Raw genomic sequence first — 17010 nt, 5'->3', positions numbered from 1 at the left:
GGCCCGCTTCGTCCGGCTGAGGAAGTCGGTCGTTGGCGTGAGGTCTGCAGGCCGTAGACAGGCCCTGCCAGCCAGCTCATTCATTTCGTAAAGTGGATACGGCCGCGGAGACCTTCACGAACCTTTCCGCAGGTCGAGTGGATCGAGCCTTCCGCCATCGACAGTGGCGACGCGGCGCTGTTCCGCGTCTACGAGCCCGGTAGCCTCTTTGTTCTCGTTCCGTCCAGCCTGTCCGAGGAAGGGCGCGGGTGGCCGGAAGGAGAGATGAACGAGTGTCTTTCGAAGGCGGCGCAGGTCCATGGGGCCTGCCTCTTCGCTGTTGCCGGCAAGGACGATGGTTCTGCTGTGCGTCCCCGTGTTCGTGCTTTCAGAGGCACCAATCCCTCCGACTGACTGATCCCCTAAGTCCGTTCTGTTTCCTCCAGCAACCCCCGCAGCTCCCAGCCGTGTTGCCGCGCAGGCGCGGCTGCCCGCTCCACCTGGGGCCTTGGGGGTCAAGCTGCCGCCGAAGGCGTCAGTGCAGGAGTCTCCCGACGGCCTTGGCCGGGTCTCGTCGGAGGGATGGTCCCTCCGAGAAGCAACGGAGACTTACAATGCAGAACATCGTCATTCTCGCCGGCAACATCGGTCAGGCCCCCGAAACCCGCACCACCCAGGGCGGCACCCGGATCACCCACTTCACGCTGGCCACCTCGCGCCCCCGCTATTCGGACGGCAAGGTCGTCCGGGACGAGAAGGGCTACCGGGTCCAGGACACCGAATGGCACCGGATCACCGCCTTCAACGGCCTCGGCAAGACGATCCAGGACTATTGCGAGAAAGGCATGAAGGTTCTGGTTCGCGGCCGCATCCACTACTCGAAGTGGACCGACCAGGAGGGCAACGACCGCTACGGATGCGAGATCATCGCCGAGACGGTCGATTTCCTGAGCCGGGCGAAGCAGACCGAAAACGAAAACGGAGGGCAGCCCGACTACGATGACGACATCCCGTTCTGAGCGGGAGGTCCAAAGACCCGGCGGCGCAAGCCGCCGGGTTCCTTCATGCTCATGGCGGATCGCGGCCGCGCCGGGCTTCCCCACCGTCGCGCATCTGTCGCTGAACGCGGTTGCAGCGTTGTGCCCAACCGTCTTTCTCTCAATGAGAAGCCGATCATACCGGCAGTCGGGCCGCGTCAAGGACGCCCGGTGCCCCCAATTTTGCCGCCGCTGCACGACGACAAAATCGGCTCCCCCAGACGCCGGATTCTCCGGTCGCTTCGCGATCCCTGACCCGTCCTTCCAACGCCCGGACAATCGCCTCCGTCATCGAGACAAAGGAGGTTCACATGACACAGGTTCTCGACATCTACGCCGAAATCGCCGAGCTGCGCGCCGAGTTCGACCGCTGCATCCTCACCCGCAAGGAGCGGGCCGAGACGCTGCGACGCCTCGAAGCCGCACGCGCGGAGGCCGAGCGCCGGGAGCGGGCGAGGGAGGGAGCGTAAGCTCCCTCTTTTTTGTCGGCGACGGCCGCCGCGGATCGCATCGGCGGGATCTCGGGCCGCCTCGCGGCCTTCACGAGAACTTCGGACGGAATCGCCACGCGCATGGGCGCGTTGCAATCCGACTTGCCTGTCGGAGCATCGATCGTTCCCAAAAACCGGAAACCACTTTTTGGTCCGATGCTCCTGTGATGAAAGGGGGGGGCACGGCCGCCCCTCTCAAGCTCTCCCCATGAAGGAAGGGCAAGGCCCCTCCTTCAAACATCCTCCCATGGAAGGGGTGTCACACCCCCTTCCAAACCATCCCCATTCCTATTCGGACACGGCGTCTGGTCGACGCCGCGGTGCTCCTCTCTCTCTGACTTCCCAGTGTACGCCAGCCCATCCGGCGTCAAGGACTGCGCGGCCCCTCCAATTTTCCTCCGCCGGCCGAAGGCCGACTCCACAAAATCGGTTCCTCCGCTTACCGCGTAGCGGCCGCTGGCGCGGTCCCTGACCCCGGCTGGGCTACAGCGTGGACACCTTTCGTCAGAGACGAAAAGGAGATCTTCCATGACTGCGATTGAAAACAACAACGTCGATGCGACTGGCGACGACCATCAAGAACCGCGCGAACCCTTCGATGGCGAAATCCATCTGCCCGCCACGATCTCCAAGGAGTTCCTGTCGACCGCCCTGCTTTGGGCGATCGAAAACAAGGTGGAGTTCGGCGTGTTCCACGAGCCGGACACGATCGTCATCGCGCATTTCTTCGGCGACGAGCAATTCCTGCCTTCTCGCCGGACCGACAAGCGCTGGCAAATCGGCTTGGAGGACCGGTTGCCGGGCGACGACTATTGACGCTTCGATCGGAGGCGGCTTCGGCCGCCTCCGATTACGGCTTCAGCGGCGCAGAGCCGGCTGGCCGCCGGATACGGACACGGCCCCTGGACGGAGCCGTGGATACTCTTCTCTCTGCCGTCCGATCGTAGCACCGCCTCTCCGGCGTCAAGGACATCGCGGGGACCGCTCGCCGGCTCCGCCGGGCGCTTTGCGCTCCCTGGCCCCTCGATGCTGCGGTGCGGCCTCCTTCCGTCAGAGAGACGAAAGGAGAACTCCATGACTTGGGACCAAGCCCTCATGCTGATGGTGAAGCTGTCCGGCTTCAAGCTCATAGTCCGCGCCAACCGGTTCGGATGCGATACGGATCTCGCGCGCGAGGCGCACGATATTCTGATCGCCCATCTCGACGAGTTCCGCGAGGACCTCGACCGGGTTATCGCCCTATGGAAAGAATTGCTTGCCGAGCGGGATCCCGACAAGGCCGACGATGCAGCCTACGACCTGCGCGATCTGCGCATCCGGGTCGAGCACTTCTGGCTCCACAATCACCATCCGTACAATGTCGGCGGATGGCGTCACGCCGACGATGCGGGCACTTATCGCATCGCCGACGAGTGTGACTATGAGCTGTTCGGAGCGCACCACTGGGTGCGCGACCTCACGGACAACGAACTGTGCGGCCTGCGACCGATCCTCGAACAGCTCGCCGAAGAAACCGGGCTGAACATCCCGGCCGTCGTCATCTACTATCGGCCCGATCCCGGCCGACCTGCAGCGCGGCCGATGACGCCGTTTGATCCCGATACGCCAATCCCTTGGTGATGGTATCCGGGAAGGTGGTTGCGGCCACCTTCCCATTCCTTTTTCGACCGCAGTGTTTGCCGGGGGACGTAGCGCAGGATCTCCGACCGGATCGACCGGCCGGATGCCCTATGAAAGGGGGGCAAGCCGCCCCTCTCAATCTCTCCCCATGAAGGAAGGGCGAAGCCCCTCCTTCAAACATCCTCCCATGGAAGGGGGTGTCACACCCCCTTCCAAACCATCCCCATTCCTATTCGGACACGGCGTCTGGTCGACGCCGTGACTGCTCCTCTCTCTCTGACTTCCCAGTGTACGCCAGCCCATCCGGCGTCAAGGACAGCGCGGCCCCTCCAATTTTCAGCTCCGACCCGATGGGCCGAACCAGAAAATCGGTTCCTCCGCTTGCCGCACGGCGGCCGCTAAAGCGGTCCCTGACCCCTCTGGGCTACAGCGTGGACACCTTTCGTCAGAGACGAAAAGGAGATTTTCCATGACACATCGCAAGATCATCACCATCGATGGCGGCAGCGCGGAATATTGGACGCAGCGAACGGAGGGCTTTCGCCTTATCCACGAGGCGGAGCGGGCTCTCGAACGATTGAAGGACGCGCCCATGTACCTTCACGGCGGCTACGACGAGGACGGAGACGTCATCGCCATCGAGAACCTCGGGCCGTATGACGACATGGAGGATGCGATCCGGGCGATCGAGGCGAACGAGACTGCGGTTAGCATCCTCGTCGCGCAGGGCCGCACCAAGATCGGCGACTATGAGATCAGGGCGGTGGTCCGCGAGTTGGCGCCCGACGACGGAGACATCGAGGACCCCGCGAGCAACCCGCTCTGGGGTCCCGACACCGATTAAGGTCCAGGCGAGAGGCGGCTAAGGCCGCCTCTCGCCTTTATCTCTGTGCCGGGAGCGAGGGCAGCCGGTTCGACCGGCTGCCCTGGCTTATGAAAGAGGGGCAAGCCCCCTCTCAATCTCTCCCCATGAAGGAAGGGCAAAGCCCCTCCTTCAAACATCCTCCCATGGGGAAAGGGGACGGTTCCCTCCTCCCTTTCCCCAAGCCCCTTTCCCTCTCCCGGTAAGGCCTCCGGCTTTGGTAGCGACCGAATCAGTTGCCGAGAATTTTCCTTGAAGTCTGTGCTGTCGGTAAATTTCGGTCGCAATGTCGAACACAAACGACTAAAATAGTCGTAGTTCTGGCGTGCGCGTAGGTCCGAATGGGAGGTGATCATGCATGATCACCGCCCGACAATCACGGGCCGCACGCGCGTTACTGGGTTGGACGCAGGAGACGCTCGCTGACAAGGCCCGGGTCGCATTGACCGCGCTTAAGCGCCTCGAATCCGAGAGCGGATTGGGGACGCACGAGACAACGCGTGATCAGGTTCGACGCGCCCTCGAGGCAGCGGGGATTGTTCTGCTTTCGACGGATAAGGGGGAAGGCGTCCTCATCCTGCAAGACGGGATCGATTCGGGGCGAAGATCGGGTTGATCGTGCGATTGTTCGATCTTGTCATAAAATGAGGCTTTCCGTGTGAGAAAAAGTTAACGAATATGGCTCGCAAGAATTTGGTAGCTTGATGGGACAAGCAACTTACACGTTTCTGGACGAACCTCCGCCGAGCGAAACGCTTACGTCTTACGACCGCGAACATATGAAGCTCTACATGCGGCTACTCGATGCCGAGCGAGATGGCGCCTGCTGGCGTGAGGCGGTTCAAGTGCTCTTCGGTCTCGATCCGGCCCACGAACCGCGCCGTTGCCGAAACATCCACGATACCCATCTCGCCCGTGCGCATTGGATGACCGAACGAGGCTACCGCGAACTCGTCAAGGAAGCTCAACGGCCAAAATCACCGTGATGCCGTGGTGGCATCGCCCGTTGCCGGGCCAACGACTTTGTAAGATCAACGCAACCGAGGATCGTAAACCTCCCAGAATTCGTCAGGAATAAACTTGGGAGGATTACGATGACCCCTGACGCTTCAACATGGCGCTCCTCGGCAGAATACGACCGTCTGGATACACTGACGGCATCCGATCTTGCGTGGGAATGGCTGCGCCGCAACGATGCCTACGACGCGGACTTTGAGGCTTTTTCCACTCACAGCGCTGGTTCCGACACGCTGAGCGAGAAAATCCGGCGGTGGGGATTGCGATTTCCCCGTCGACCCCCTGACGCCGCCTCCTGACGCTCCGGTCTTCTGGCTTCCTCAGCAAGATACAGGGGTCGTTGTGTTGACCGCGGCCCCATCGAGCCTCAGTCCTAGCGAAGATGACGAGCGCGACCATTCTTTGCCACCAGAAGCCATCCGCCACGAAGGAGGAGCAGATCTCCGACTGGGCCTCGGCAATGGTCAGTATCTCCAGATCGCCGACGATACGGTTGGAATGCCGGAGTCCGCTGTCGCCGTCATTCCGCTTGGGCTCGAGGGCTTCGACCGAATCGAAGCCGTCTATCGATTCCTCTCAGCCTTGCATGGCCGCGCCATTCCCCCGGACACGCGTCTGACGCGCCAGCAGCGCGCCCGCCAGCGCCGGATGCTGCGCGCCTTCGACGGCTATCGTGCCGGTGCGACGCAGCAGGAAATCGCCGAGATCATTTTTCACATCGACCATCTCGACCGTGACGACTGGCAGGCATCATCCACACGCCACGCCATCAAGGCGCTCCTGCGCGATGCCCGCGCGATGATCGCCGGCGGCTATCGGAAACTCCTTCGTCATCGCCGCCAATCCTAGCGCGGTCTCGCCCTCCGATGGTGGGCGAATTCGATACCCCCCAACTTTGCCCTGCAACTCGCCGGCTCTCCTCCGCCACCGTGGTCGTTGCCCGCCGCTGACCCGCGACGGCCATCCCCACCACCACGGAGACCCGATCCATGCCACACGAACCCGTCGTTCTCCCGCCGCGTTTCCTCCGCACCAAGGAAGCGGCCGAGTTTCTCAGCCTCTCGGCCCGTACTCTCGAAAAGCACCGGACCTACGGAACAGGCCCGGCCTATCGCAAGCTCGGCGGCCGCGTCGTCTATGCTATCGACGATCTCGAGACCTGGGCGGCTCGCGGCGCGGTGACGTCGACATCTGATCCGCGCGGCGCCGTGCTGCCGGCGAAGCGCCACGTCATTCCCTCCGGGCCGCAGGTCGGCCGCTACGCACGCTGACCGCGGCCGGCTTCCTTCATGGCGGTGCGGCGTCGATCCCTTTCGGAGCGCGGGCAGCTCGATCTGTTCCGAGCGCTTCCCGGCGACTTCGCGCCACGAGACGCGCAGGATCTCATGGCTTATCCCTTCTTCTCCCTTTCCAAGACCCATCGCGTTGCTCCGATCGATTTCGTCGCCGGCAACGTGACGATCCGGGTCGAGGCGGTTCCCGATCACGGCATGGCGACCATCTGGGACGCCGACATCCTGATCTGGGCGGCGAGCCAGATCGTAGAAGCCCGGGATACCGGGCTTCGCACCTCGCGGCTGATGGCCGCCACGCCCTACGAAATCCTCACCTATGTCGGCCGGGGCACGAGCTCACGCGACTATCAGCGCCTGAAAGCCGCGCTCGACCGTCTGCAGTCGACGACGGTTTCCACCTCGATCCGCCAGCCTGCCGAAGGCCGCCGTCATCGCTTCTCGTGGATCAACGAGTGGCAGGAGCGCACCGACCGCAACGGCCGCCCCGTGGGCATCGAGCTGATCGTGCCGGACTGGTTCTACCAGGCTGTCCTCGACGATGCGCTCGTGCTCACCATCGACCGGACCTATTTCGACCTAACGGGCGGCCTCGACCGCTGGCTTTACCGCCTGGTGCGCAAGCACGGTGGCCGCCAGCGCGCCGGCTGGCGCTTCGACTTCCAGCACCTTCACCAGAAATCAGGCAGCCTGTCGCCGTTCAAGCGCTTCGCCTTCGAGCTGCGCGACATCATCCGACGCCAGCCGCTGCCCGGCTACACCCTGTTCCTCGAAACCGAAATCGGCGGCCGCGCGCTGCTCGCTTTCGAGCCGCTGCCCGCCTGTGGACAAGCTGTGGACGGCCTCGTGCTATCGGGAACCCGCACTATCGTGCTATCGGGAACCCGAGCCTCGTGCTATCAGGAACCCAAACAGGGTTTAACACACGGAAATTCCACACGAAATCGCGCCCTTAACTTAGAGTCTAACAAAGACTCTAACCTTAAAGAGCGCGCGCGCGATGTGGAAAACCTCATCCGCGACGCCGCCAGAAGCCTCAGCGTTACCGCCAGGAAGAGCGCGCCAAGCGCGCCGGCCGAGCCGCCACAGACGGCTGCAAGCCGCCGCGGTGGGGCCTCTCCATCCACTGATCCCGATACGCCACGTCTTCCTCTCGATCCACCGGGAGGACGCCGATGATCGTCGCGCTTCTCAACCAGAAAGGCGGCGTCGGCAAGACGACGCTCGCGCTGCATCTCGCCGGCGAACTGGCGATGCGCGGCAAGCGCGTGACCCTGATCGACGCCGACCCGCAGGGCTCGGCGCTCGACTGGTCGCAGCAACGCTCGCGCGAGAACCTGCCACGCGCCTTTGGCGTCGTCGGCCTGGCACGCGATACGCTGCATCGCGAGGCACCGGAACTCGCGCGAGACGTCGATCACGTTGTCATCGATGGCCCGCCGCGTGTCGCCGGCCTCATGCGCTCCGCGCTGCTCGCCGCCGACCTCGTGCTGATCCCGGTGCAGCCGTCTCCGCTCGACGGCTGGGCCTCCGCCGAGATGCTGGCGCTCCTGGCGGAGGCGCGCATCTACCGGCCCCAGCTCACCGCCCGATTCGTGCTGAACCGCTGCGGCGCCCGCACCGTCATCGCTCGCGAGACGGCCGAGACCCTGGCTGACCACGATCCGCCAGTGCTCGCCACAACGATCGGCCAGCGCGTCGTCTTCGCCGACGCCGCGCAGACCGGGAGGCTTGCGTCAGACATCGACCGGCGTTCGCCCGCCGCGCGCGAGATCGCGGCACTGGCGGCCGAGGTCGAGCGTCTCGGCATCGGGAGGACCGCGCCATGACGGTTCCCCCCGAAATCATATTGTCCGGAGACTGCCGCGATCGCATGCCGGCGCGCGGCCCGTTCGACATGATCCTCGCCGATCCCCCTTACGGGGACACATCGCTCGCCTGGGATCGCCGCGTCGAGGGCTGGCTGTCGCTCGCGCGCGGCGCGCTTGCCCCGACCGGCTCGATGTGGGTCTTTGGTTCGCTGCGTAGCTTCATGGCAACCGCCGACCGCTTCGCCGACGCCGGCCTGCGGCTCGCCCAGGAGATCGTCTGGGAGAAGCAGAACGGCACCGGCTTCCATGCGGACCGCTTCAAGCGCGTGCATGAACTGGCCGTCCAGTTCTATCCGGCCGAGACGCCCTGGCGCGACATCTACAACGACGTCCAGACCACGTCCGACGCGACAGCCCGGACCGTGCGACGCAAGCAGCGTCCGCCCCATACCGGCCAGATCGACGCCGGCCACTATGTCAGCCACGACGGCGGGCCGCGCCTCATGCGCTCGGTCATCTACCTGCGCAACTGCCACGGCCGCGCGATCCACCCGACTGAAAAGCCGTCGGCGCTCCTCGAAATCCTGATCCGGACAAGCTGCCCGGAAGGCGGTCTTGTCGGCGACTGGTTTGCCGGTTCGGGCTCCGCCGGCGAAGCCTGCCGGCTCTCTGGCCGACGCTATATCGGCTGCGAGATCGACCCCACGATGGCCGACCGCGCCCGCGACCGCATCGCCACCGTGCTGCCGTTCCATGACGGAGACCCGTCATGACGGCGCGCACCGAAAAGCGTGGGTTCGCGCAACGTCCGGCCGATCCGGATAGCTGGATCAAGGGTGCGGACACGCCTTCGCCACGCAGTGGCGCTGCCGTGACCTTCACGGCCCGACTCACCATCGACATCACGCCTGAGCTGCGCGGCCGGATCAAGATCGCCGCCTTCGGCCGCGGCGTCACCGTCGCCGACATGCTGCGCGAGCTGTTCGAGCGCGAATTCCCCGACACCCAAGGAGACACACCATGACCGGTAATGCGGCGCTCCGCATCGGCGGCCGTCCGTTGCCGGACGGTCCAGCCGCGTTCACCACGCTCGTCGAACTCACCTGGATCGAGAAGCGCATCGAGAACTGGATCAGATTCGGCCGCGAGAGCTACGAGCAGAAACTCGACCGCCGGCACAGGGTGGTCGGCTTCGCGCCCGGCACGGTCTTCTGCCTCGTTCGCTGGGCGGCGAACGAGTACGGAACGATCATCTCGCGCCTGGACATCGTCCGCGCGGTCGACCGCGGAGAGCCGTTCCAGACGCTGCCCTTCGTGCGTCCTGGCGGCGAAATCCTGCTGAAGGTCGAAAGCTGGCCCAAGGTCGAGGACGTGCTTCGCCATGTCGACGGCATCGAGGCCCTCGGCATCGATCCCGCCGACGCCGATCCCGATCACTGGCGGCACGTCGCGCACTGGATGAATGCCGGCGAGACGCCGCGCCCGTACACGGCCGAGCGCCACCAAGCCTGGCTCCGGCGGCGGGAGTTCGGACGATGACGCGGCTCGGCTACCTCGCGGCGACATCCGTCGCCGTGCTCGGCATCGCCGCGGCCAGCGCCATGCCGATGCCGCTGAAACTCATCTGGAACGCGACGGCGAGCGCGCCGGTCGGCTTCTACACGGTATCGCAGACCGGGCGGATCGAGGTGCCGGATCTCGTCGCCGTCATGCCGCCCGAACCGTTCGCCTCCTTCATGGTCGAACGCGGCTATGTCGGCCGTGACGTGCCGATCCTCAAGCACGTCGTCGGCCTGCCGGGACAGCGCGTGTGCCGCGACGGTCGCGCCATCACGGTCGACGACGTTCCGCTCGGCGAGGCTCGCGACCGCGACAGCCGTGGCCGCGACCTGCCGGTCTGGCGGGGCTGCCGCGTGATCGGCGGCGGCGAACTTTTCCTCATGAACCTCGAAGCCGCCGACAGCCTCGACGGCCGCTACTTCGGCCCGTTTCCCGCTGCGGCGGTCATCGGCCGGGCCACCCCGCTTTTCACCGACGAGGACGGCGACGGCCGCTTCGTCTGGCGCACGCCGACGCGGTGAGCGCGCGCCCTTCGCCACCCCACCGCACGACAGGAGATCAAGACCATGGCCCAGATTGGACACTTCACGCGCAGGGAAACCGGCTTTGAAGGCGAGTTCCGGACGCTCGGTATCAGGGAGGAAATGACGCTCGTTCCCGCCGAACCTTCGGACACCGAGAACGCCCCGAAATATCGCGTCCTGCTCGGTGACGAAGACGGCCTCGATATCGGCGCGGGCTGGATACATGTCGGCGAACGGGCCGGCGAGTTCGTCTCGATCACGATCTACAGCCCGCTACTCGGCGGCACGTTTCGCGCAAATCTCTTCCGCGTCGGTGACGACGGTTCTGCCTGGGTGCTGACCACCGTCCAGCCTCCCAAAAAGCGGCAGGAGGACTGAATGGCGGCGGTCCGACATCGCGCTCGCGCCGGACGCACTTCCGCCGTCCGGCGCTCAGCGCTCCTTCTCCTTTCCGGCCTGATCTTCACCGCAGCCGCAACGCCGACGGTTCTGGCGCAAACCTCATCTCCGGCGAGCGCCGTGACCGCGCATCCGCACGCGGCGCATATCGCTGGAGCATCACGCCGCTTCGGCATTCCGCCAGCATGGATCGTCGCCGTCATGCGCGCCGAGAGCGCGGGCGACGTGCGGGCTGTCTCCTCGGCCGGCGCGATGGGTCTGATGCAGGTCATGCCGGATACCTGGGCCGAGCTTCGCATCCGCCACGGCCTCGGCCGCAATCCTTACGACCCGCGCGACAACATCCTCGCGGGTACTGCGTATCTGCGCGAGATGTGGGATCGCTATGGCGACATCGCCGCCATGCTCGCGGCCTACAATGCCGGTCCAGCGCGCTACGATGAGCATCGTTCGAAGGGCCGAGCGCTGCCCGCCGAGACGCGGGCTTATGTCGCTTCGCTCGCGCCCGCGCTGCGCGGCGAGCGCCCTTCGAAGAGCGGTTCGACGGTCGCCCGGCCGCTCGATTGGCGCGAGGCGGCGATCTTCGTCGGGCGCGATGACGGCGCTTCGGCCGCCAATTCCCAGACTTTGCATCGCTCGCCGGACGACGCCCTTTCACCCGTCCCGGCGATGCCGCAGATGCTTGTCGCCGCACAGCCGAAAGGGCTGTTCGTCGCCCGGAATGCCGTTGGGGACCGGCCATGAGCGGCCCGGCGGCATTTCGCATCCGATCGGGCTCTGGCGTGTCGTGGAGAGCGCCGGGGGCGGAGGCAGGCGCAGCAACCGGACGATGGCAGGATAAAAGGGCGCACGGTGCGCTTCGGTCGGGCGGTTGCTTTTGTTCATGTTTTTGGCGCGTTCCGCACCGTGCAGCGCTTTCGCGCGCCGTGCGCTCCGCGCCCATCTTCATGATTTTCTTGTCCTTTTTGCACCGTGTGGGGTCGCGTCATGTCCGATGACCACGAGTTCCGCATCCGTCCGGGGCGCATCCGATCGACCCGCGCGCAACAGGCCCGGCCTTTCATAACGCAGGCGCTCGCCGCAGCGAAGAAGGCAGGCGGCGGCGTCTCGCGATCGGGCCGCGTCACGTCAGGCAATCGTTCGCGCTTCGGGCGCGGCCAGCGCGCCAGCATTCAGGCTAATCGGCTCATCACGTCGCGGACGCGCGGCGCCGTCGTCAAGGCGCGCGTTGTCCGCCATACTGCTCGGTCCGCGCCGCTCGGAACGCATCTCGACTATCTACGCCGCGATGGTGTGACCCGTGACGGGGAGAAGGCGCGGCTGTTCGGGCCGGGAACCGAGAATGCGGATGCACGCGCCTTCGCAGAGCGCTGTGGTGATGACCGGCATCATTTCCGCTTCATCGTCTCGCCTGACGACGCGCCCGACATGGCGGACCTCAGATCCTTCACCCGCGATCTCGTCGGCCAGATGGAAAAGGATCTCGGCACGAAGCTCGACTGGGTCGCCGTCGATCACTGGAACACCGAGCATCCGCATGTCCACCTGATCGTGCGCGGCGTGCGCGATGACGGCCAGGATCTCGTGATCTCACGCGACTACATCAAGGAGGGCATGCGTGACCGGGCGCGCGAGCTCATCACCCAGGAGTTGGGACCGCGCACCGATCTCGATATCCGCAGCACTCTCGAAAGCCAGATCGAGACCGAACGCTGGACGCAGCTCGACCGCCAGCTTGTCCGCGACGCCGGCAAGTCCGGCATCATCGATCTGGCGCCGCGCGCCGACCGACAGCCGGACGAGTTCCACGCTCTGAAGGTCGGCCGTCTGCGGACGCTGGAAATTCTCGGTGTCGCGGGACAGGTCGGCCATTCGCAATGGTTCATCAGGCCCGAGGCAGAGAGCGTCCTGCGCGAGCTCGGCGAGCGCGGCGACATCATCAAGCGCATGCACCGCGCTCTCACCGAACGCGGCATCGAGCGCGGCTCGGCGAGTTATGTGCTGGCCGGTGAAAGCCTCGACGTGCCCGTTGTCGGTCGCCTGCTCGAACGCGGTCTGGATGACGAACTAAAAGGCACGGCCTATGCCGTGGTCGACGGCGTCGACGGCCGCACCCATCATATCAAGCTGCCGCATCTCGATGCCGCTGGCGACAGCCCACCCGGATCGATCGTCGAGCTGCGCGCCTACGAGGATGCGCAAGGTCAGCGCCGCGTCGCGCTCGCCGTCCGCTCCGATCTGGATATCCACTCTCAGGTCAACGCAGCGGGTGCGACCTGGCTCGATCGGCAGGCGGTTGCCCGCGAGCCCATCGCGCTCTCGGAGGGTGGCTTCGGCGCCGAGGTGCAACGGGCCCTCGAGCAACGCGCCGAGCACCTTATCGGCGAAGGTCTCGCCGAACGGCAGGGCGGGCGCGTGGTCTTCGCGCGGCGTCTGCTCAACACGCTACGCGATCGCGAAGTCAGTGCGCTGGGCGAAAAGCTCGCCGCCGAGACCGGCCTGCCATTCAACCATGCCAACGGCGGCGAATATGTCGCCGGCTCCTATCGCGAGCGCTTCACGCTCGCCTCCGGCCGCTTCGCCATGATCGACGACGGCCTCGGCTTCCAGCTCGTCCCCTGGTCTCCCTCTCTCGAAAAGCAGATCGGCCGTCACGTCTCCGGCGTCGCGCGCGACGATGGCGGCGTCGACTGGGACTTCGGCCGCAAGCGGGGGCTCGGCCTCTAACGCCCGTCAGAAAGGAACCTCGCCATGTCCGGCACAAAGATCCTCTGGGGACAGATCACGATCGTCTTCCTGATCGTGCTCGTTACCACCTGGGGCGCGACGCAGTATGTTGCGTGGAGCCTCGGCTACCAGGCGCAGCTCGGCGAGCCGTGGTTCAGGCTCTTCGGCGTGCCGGTCTATTTTCCAGCCGCTATCATGTGGTGGTGGTACTTTTACGATGCCTATGCGCCGGGCATATTCGCGACCGGCGGCATGATCGCCGCGTCGGGCGGTTTCATCGCCATCGCGGTCGCCATCGGCATGTCGGTCTGGCGAGCGCGCGAACAGAAGAATGTCGCCACCTATGGCTCGGCCCGCTGGGCAGAGAAGCCCGAGATCGAGGCCGCGGGCCTGCTCGATCCCGACGGCGTGGTACTTGGCCGATACGATCAGGAGTATCTGCGCCATGACGGGCCGGAGCATGTGCTGTGCTTTGCGCCGACCCGATCCGGCAAGGGTGTCGGTCTCGTCGTCCCTTCGCTCCTCACCTGGCCGGGCTCGGCAATCGTCCATGATATCAAGGGTGAGAACTGGACGCTGACCGCGGGCTTCCGGTCACTCCATGGCCGTGTGCTGCTGTTCGACCCGACCAATCCCAAATCCTCCGCCTACAATCCGCTGCTCGAGGTCCGTCGGGGCGAATGGGAGGTGCGTGACGTCCAGAACATCGCCGACATTCTCGTCGATCCCGAGGGGAGCCTGGACAAAAGGAATCACTGGGAAAAGACCAGCCATTCACTTCTGGTCGGCGCAATCCTGCATGTCCTCTATGCCGAGCCGGAAAAGACGCTGGCCGGCGTCGCCAACTTCCTCTCCGATCCGAAGCGCCCGGTGGAGTCGACGTTGCGCGCCATGATGAAGACCGCGCATCTCGGCGAGGCCGGGCCGCATCCCGTCGTCGCCAGTGCTGCGCGCGAACTGCTCAACAAATCCGACAATGAGCGCTCCGGCGTTCTATCAACCGCCATGTCGTTTCTCGGATTGTACCGCGATCCTGTCGTTGCCGAGGTGACGCGCCGCTGCGACTGGCGGATCAGCGACATTGTCGGCGGTGAGCGTCCGACGACGCTCTATCTTGTCGTGCCGCCCTCGGACATCAACCGCACAAAGCCCCTGATCCGCCTGCTGCTCAACCAGATCGGCCGGCGTCTGACCGAGGATCTGCAATCAGGGGGCGGCCGCCATCGTCTGCTGTTGATGCTGGACGAGTTTCCCGCGCTCGGCAGACTCGATTTTTTCGAGACCGCCTTGGCCTTCATGGCCGGGTACGGCTTGAAATCTTTCCTGATCGCGCAATCGCTGAACCAGATCGAGAAAGCCTACGGGCCGAACAATTCGATCCTCGACAACTGCCATGTGCGCGTGAGCTTTGCGACCAACGACGAGCGGACGGCCAAGCGCGTCTCAGACGCCCTCGGGACAGCCACCGAGATGAAGGCCATGAAGAACTATGCCGGGCACAGGCTGTCGCCCTGGCTTGGCCACCTGATGGTGTCCCGCTCGGAAACCGCCCGCCAGTTGCTCACGCCGGGCGAGATCATGCAGCTTCCGCCGGCCGACGAGATCGTCATGGTCGCCGGCATTCCGCCGATCCGGGCGAAAAAGGCGCGCTACTATGAGGATGCCCGTTTCCGCGAACGCCTGCTGTCGCCGCCCGCCTTGAAGCGCCCGGAACAGATTCGTCCGGACGACTGGACCAGCCTGCCGATCCCGGCGCGGCCGGAAGCGCTCGATGCGCAACCGGCAGGCCGATCCGACGACGAGGACCCGACCGAATCCGAACGGCGGCTGCAGCACGAGCTCCACCGGGTAAAGCCGGTAGAAAAGAAAGCGCCGATCGAGAACGAGTTCGAGATCGAGCCGCCTGACGACATCGATGAGGATGCCGTGCGCAACCAGCGCATGATCCGCCGGATGCAGGGCGTCGCACGGCAGGTCTCGCTCGATCCGAATGACGGCATGGAACTGTAGGCGCCATGACCAGTCACCGGAAGAAGATAAAGACCACGGTCTATCTGGACCCCGATGTCGAGAAGACCCTGGCGGATTTTGCCGCCCGCCGCGATCAGTCGCAGTCCATGATCGCGGAGGCGGCCATCGCGTCGTTCCTCTCGCCGGACGATGCCGAGCGGCGGGAGGCGATCGTCGCCAAGCGCCTCGACCAGATCGACCGCCGCTTGACGCGCCTGGAACGGGACGTCGGCATCGCCGTCGAGACCCTTGCGGTGTTCATCCGCTTCTGGATCACCACGACGCCCGCCTTGCCGGAGCCAGCCGCGCAGGCAGCGCGGGCCAAATCCAGCGAGCGATATGAAGCATTCATCACCGCGCTGGGCCGGCGTCTGGCGCAGGGGCCGAAGCTCCGTCAGGAGATTTCGGAAGATGTGCCCGAATCGGACGCCTGAACATCTCGCGCGCGGCATCTGGGAATCGATACGACCAGTTCAAGAACAGGGGCGCACCGCCGTTCTCCTGTATTTGCACGCCACGCTACTACTACGACCGAAACTTGTTGAATCGGCCTGATTCAGGGCTCTTTTAATCATCCCCGATCCGGGGATCATCTGTTGCGTCCCCACGAGAAACGGGGACGAGATGGCATCCACTCATCACAGACAGGAAGCGAGCCAGCGTGGCGCGCGCATGCTGCGCACCGCGCTCGGCAGCGCCATCGCGCGATTTCTGGAAGACCCGGCCGTGGTCGAGGTGATGCTGAATCCCGATGGGCGCATCTGGGTGGATCGGCTTTCCGAAGGGTTGGCCAACACCGGCGAGACGATGACGGCCGCCGATGGCGAGCGCATCGTGCGTCTGGTCGCGCACCATGTTGGTGCGGAGGTTCACGCCCGCTCGCCGCGCGTCTCGGCCGAGTTGCCGGAAACAGGTGAGCGTTTTGAGGGCCTGCTTCCGCCAGTCGTAGCGTCACCCGCCTTCGCTATTCGCAAGCCGGCTGTCGCGGTCTTCACGCTCGACGATTATGTGGCCGCCGGCATCATGACGGCCGACCAGGCGGTGAAGCTACGCGCAGCGGTCCAGTCCCGCGCCAACATACTCGTCGCTGGGGGCACTTCTACCGGCAAGACAACGCTGACCAACGCGCTGCTCGCCGAGGTGGCGAAGACAGCAGATCGCGTCGTCATCATCGAGGATACCCGCGAACTGCAATGCGCAGCGCCGAACCTTGTCGCGATGCGGACCAAGGATGGCGTTGCCACGCTTTCCGATCTCGTCCGCTCCTCGCTTCGCCTCCGGCCCGACCGCATTCCCATCGGCGAGGTCCGCGGCTCAGAAGCTCTCGACCTGCTGAAAGCCTGGGGCACCGGCCACCCCGGCGGCATAGGCACCATCCACGCTGGCTCCGGCATCGGCGCGCTGCGTCGCCTCGAGCAACTCATCCAGGAAGCCGTCGTCACCGTTCCGCGCGCGCTGATCGCCGAGACCATCGATCTCGTCGCCGTCCTCTCCGGCCGCGGCTCGTCGCGCCGGCTCGCCGAGCTCGCGCGTGTCGACGGCATCGATCCCGCCACCGGCGACTACCGCATCACCCCCGCAACCACCTCGAATGGAGAAGCTGAATGAATTCGCCCGTCGTTCCGAATGTGACCAATCCGCCCGTCCTGTCGTCCGTGCCCATCGGTCCAGATCTGCCCGC

22 protein-coding genes are annotated in these 17010 nt (G+C 65.1%); all 22 read left to right on the top strand.

What is annotated here, in order from left to right; all coding sequences use genetic code 11:
• The first annotated feature begins 593 nt into the window (after window positions 1–593).
• Window positions 594–998, top strand: a complete 405-nt coding sequence (locus tag V5F68_RS23370; RefSeq protein WP_322432459.1) for a single-stranded DNA-binding protein — start codon at window positions 594–596, stop codon at window positions 996–998.
• Window positions 999–1327: 329 nt separating this feature from the next.
• Window positions 1328–1486: a hypothetical protein gene (locus V5F68_RS23365; RefSeq protein ID WP_322432458.1), complete on the top strand. Its 159-nt coding sequence runs from the start codon at window positions 1328–1330 to the stop codon at window positions 1484–1486.
• A 549-nt stretch (window positions 1487–2035) separates the two neighbouring features.
• Window positions 2036–2323, top strand: a complete 288-nt coding sequence (locus tag V5F68_RS23360) for a hypothetical protein (protein ID WP_322432457.1) — start codon at window positions 2036–2038, stop codon at window positions 2321–2323.
• A gap of 258 nt (window positions 2324–2581) precedes the next feature.
• Window positions 2582–3127 carry a hypothetical protein gene (locus tag V5F68_RS23355; protein ID WP_394012935.1) on the top strand — a complete coding sequence of 182 codons (546 nt, stop codon included), beginning with the start codon at window positions 2582–2584 and terminating at the stop codon, window positions 3125–3127.
• Between the two features lie 469 nt (window positions 3128–3596).
• Window positions 3597–3971, top strand: coding sequence for a hypothetical protein (locus V5F68_RS23350; protein WP_322432455.1), 375 nt, complete (start codon window positions 3597–3599; stop codon window positions 3969–3971).
• A 376-nt stretch (window positions 3972–4347) separates the two neighbouring features.
• A complete protein-coding gene (locus V5F68_RS23345) occupies window positions 4348–4605 on the top strand; it encodes a helix-turn-helix domain-containing protein (RefSeq protein WP_322432454.1) in 258 nt (85 codons plus the stop codon).
• Between the two features lie 88 nt (window positions 4606–4693).
• On the top strand, window positions 4694–4975 hold the full coding sequence (locus tag V5F68_RS23340; protein WP_322432600.1) for a DNA -binding domain-containing protein: 282 nt from the start codon (window positions 4694–4696) through the stop codon (window positions 4973–4975).
• A gap of 108 nt (window positions 4976–5083) precedes the next feature.
• On the top strand, window positions 5084–5305 hold the full coding sequence (locus tag V5F68_RS23335; RefSeq protein WP_322432453.1) for a transcriptional regulator domain-containing protein: 222 nt from the start codon (window positions 5084–5086) through the stop codon (window positions 5303–5305).
• Window positions 5306–5348: 43 nt separating this feature from the next.
• Complete coding sequence (locus V5F68_RS23330) at window positions 5349–5855, top strand: DUF2285 domain-containing protein (RefSeq protein ID WP_322432452.1); 507 nt, start codon at window positions 5349–5351, stop codon at window positions 5853–5855.
• Window positions 5856–5995: 140 nt separating this feature from the next.
• A complete protein-coding gene (locus tag V5F68_RS23325; RefSeq protein ID WP_322432451.1) occupies window positions 5996–6277 on the top strand; it encodes a helix-turn-helix transcriptional regulator in 282 nt (93 codons plus the stop codon).
• A gap of 18 nt (window positions 6278–6295) precedes the next feature.
• Window positions 6296–7477 (top strand): replication initiator protein A, encoded by a 1182-nt coding sequence (locus V5F68_RS23320; RefSeq protein ID WP_322432450.1) that lies wholly within the window; start codon window positions 6296–6298, stop codon window positions 7475–7477.
• The gene (gene parA, locus V5F68_RS23315) at window positions 7474–8127 is read left to right on the top strand and encodes a ParA family partition ATPase (RefSeq protein ID WP_322432449.1); all 654 of its coding nucleotides are present in this window, start codon (window positions 7474–7476) and stop codon (window positions 8125–8127) included. The genes V5F68_RS23320 and parA overlap by 4 nt, the downstream gene beginning before the upstream one ends.
• Window positions 8124–8882, top strand: a complete 759-nt coding sequence (locus V5F68_RS23310) for a DNA-methyltransferase (protein WP_322432448.1) — start codon at window positions 8124–8126, stop codon at window positions 8880–8882. Before parA ends, V5F68_RS23310 begins: the two co-directional genes overlap by 4 nt.
• The gene (locus tag V5F68_RS23305; RefSeq protein WP_322432447.1) at window positions 8879–9133 is read left to right on the top strand and encodes a hypothetical protein; all 255 of its coding nucleotides are present in this window, start codon (window positions 8879–8881) and stop codon (window positions 9131–9133) included. The genes V5F68_RS23310 and V5F68_RS23305 overlap by 4 nt, the downstream gene beginning before the upstream one ends.
• Window positions 9130–9648, top strand: coding sequence for a DUF2840 domain-containing protein (locus tag V5F68_RS23300; protein WP_322432446.1), 519 nt, complete (start codon window positions 9130–9132; stop codon window positions 9646–9648). Before V5F68_RS23305 ends, V5F68_RS23300 begins: the two co-directional genes overlap by 4 nt.
• Window positions 9645–10190, top strand: a complete 546-nt coding sequence (locus V5F68_RS23295; protein ID WP_322432445.1) for a S26 family signal peptidase — start codon at window positions 9645–9647, stop codon at window positions 10188–10190. Before V5F68_RS23300 ends, V5F68_RS23295 begins: the two co-directional genes overlap by 4 nt.
• A 45-nt stretch (window positions 10191–10235) precedes the next feature.
• The gene (locus V5F68_RS23290; protein WP_322432444.1) at window positions 10236–10571 is read left to right on the top strand and encodes a DUF736 domain-containing protein; all 336 of its coding nucleotides are present in this window, start codon (window positions 10236–10238) and stop codon (window positions 10569–10571) included.
• Between the two features lie 141 nt (window positions 10572–10712).
• Entirely contained in the window at window positions 10713–11336 is a 624-nt protein-coding gene (locus V5F68_RS23285) for a lytic transglycosylase domain-containing protein (RefSeq protein ID WP_445322310.1), read from the top strand.
• Window positions 11337–11579: 243 nt separating this feature from the next.
• Entirely contained in the window at window positions 11580–13319 is a 1740-nt protein-coding gene (locus V5F68_RS23280; RefSeq protein ID WP_394012936.1) for a relaxase/mobilization nuclease domain-containing protein, read from the top strand.
• 24 nt (window positions 13320–13343) lie between these two features.
• Entirely contained in the window at window positions 13344–15329 is a 1986-nt protein-coding gene (locus tag V5F68_RS23275) for a conjugal transfer protein TraG (protein ID WP_394012937.1), read from the top strand.
• Between the two features lie 5 nt (window positions 15330–15334).
• Entirely contained in the window at window positions 15335–15763 is a 429-nt protein-coding gene (locus V5F68_RS23270) for a CopG family transcriptional regulator (RefSeq protein WP_394012938.1), read from the top strand.
• A gap of 190 nt (window positions 15764–15953) precedes the next feature.
• A complete protein-coding gene (trbB, locus tag V5F68_RS23265; RefSeq protein ID WP_394012939.1) occupies window positions 15954–16937 on the top strand; it encodes a P-type conjugative transfer ATPase TrbB in 984 nt (327 codons plus the stop codon).
• The last annotated feature ends 73 nt before the right edge of the window (window positions 16938–17010 follow it).

This window comes from Roseixanthobacter pseudopolyaromaticivorans (genome assembly GCF_043195145.2).
In the GTDB taxonomy this organism is placed as follows: Bacteria; Pseudomonadota; Alphaproteobacteria; order Rhizobiales; family Xanthobacteraceae; genus NCEH01.
This window is presented reverse-complemented; position numbering and strand designations above follow the sequence as displayed.

What these genes read in the sequence shown, in the direction of transcription:
- V5F68_RS23350 (WP_322432455.1), top strand. Translation starts at nt 3,597, where the DNA reads ATGACACATCGCAAGATCATCACCATCGATGGCGGCAGCGCGGAATAT.
- trbB (WP_394012939.1), top strand. Translation starts at nt 15,954, where the DNA reads ATGGCATCCACTCATCACAGACAGGAAGCGAGCCAGCGTGGCGCGCGC.
- V5F68_RS23370 (WP_322432459.1), top strand. Translation starts at nt 594, where the DNA reads ATGCAGAACATCGTCATTCTCGCCGGCAACATCGGTCAGGCCCCCGAA.
- V5F68_RS23300 (WP_322432446.1), top strand. Translation starts at nt 9,130, where the DNA reads ATGACCGGTAATGCGGCGCTCCGCATCGGCGGCCGTCCGTTGCCGGAC.
- V5F68_RS23280 (WP_394012936.1), top strand. Translation starts at nt 11,580, where the DNA reads ATGTCCGATGACCACGAGTTCCGCATCCGTCCGGGGCGCATCCGATCG.
- V5F68_RS23360 (WP_322432457.1), top strand. Translation starts at nt 2,036, where the DNA reads ATGACTGCGATTGAAAACAACAACGTCGATGCGACTGGCGACGACCAT.
- V5F68_RS23325 (WP_322432451.1), top strand. Translation starts at nt 5,996, where the DNA reads ATGCCACACGAACCCGTCGTTCTCCCGCCGCGTTTCCTCCGCACCAAG.
- V5F68_RS23320 (WP_322432450.1), top strand. Translation starts at nt 6,296, where the DNA reads ATGGCGGTGCGGCGTCGATCCCTTTCGGAGCGCGGGCAGCTCGATCTG.
- V5F68_RS23340 (WP_322432600.1), top strand. Translation starts at nt 4,694, where the DNA reads ATGGGACAAGCAACTTACACGTTTCTGGACGAACCTCCGCCGAGCGAA.
- V5F68_RS23335 (WP_322432453.1), top strand. Translation starts at nt 5,084, where the DNA reads ATGACCCCTGACGCTTCAACATGGCGCTCCTCGGCAGAATACGACCGT.
- V5F68_RS23345 (WP_322432454.1), top strand. Translation starts at nt 4,348, where the DNA reads ATGATCACCGCCCGACAATCACGGGCCGCACGCGCGTTACTGGGTTGG.
- V5F68_RS23270 (WP_394012938.1), top strand. Translation starts at nt 15,335, where the DNA reads ATGACCAGTCACCGGAAGAAGATAAAGACCACGGTCTATCTGGACCCC.
- V5F68_RS23290 (WP_322432444.1), top strand. Translation starts at nt 10,236, where the DNA reads ATGGCCCAGATTGGACACTTCACGCGCAGGGAAACCGGCTTTGAAGGC.
- V5F68_RS23275 (WP_394012937.1), top strand. Translation starts at nt 13,344, where the DNA reads ATGTCCGGCACAAAGATCCTCTGGGGACAGATCACGATCGTCTTCCTG.
- V5F68_RS23355 (WP_394012935.1), top strand. Translation starts at nt 2,582, where the DNA reads ATGACTTGGGACCAAGCCCTCATGCTGATGGTGAAGCTGTCCGGCTTC.
- V5F68_RS23295 (WP_322432445.1), top strand. Translation starts at nt 9,645, where the DNA reads ATGACGCGGCTCGGCTACCTCGCGGCGACATCCGTCGCCGTGCTCGGC.
- V5F68_RS23365 (WP_322432458.1), top strand. Translation starts at nt 1,328, where the DNA reads ATGACACAGGTTCTCGACATCTACGCCGAAATCGCCGAGCTGCGCGCC.
- parA (WP_322432449.1), top strand. Translation starts at nt 7,474, where the DNA reads ATGATCGTCGCGCTTCTCAACCAGAAAGGCGGCGTCGGCAAGACGACG.
- V5F68_RS23305 (WP_322432447.1), top strand. Translation starts at nt 8,879, where the DNA reads ATGACGGCGCGCACCGAAAAGCGTGGGTTCGCGCAACGTCCGGCCGAT.
- V5F68_RS23310 (WP_322432448.1), top strand. Translation starts at nt 8,124, where the DNA reads ATGACGGTTCCCCCCGAAATCATATTGTCCGGAGACTGCCGCGATCGC.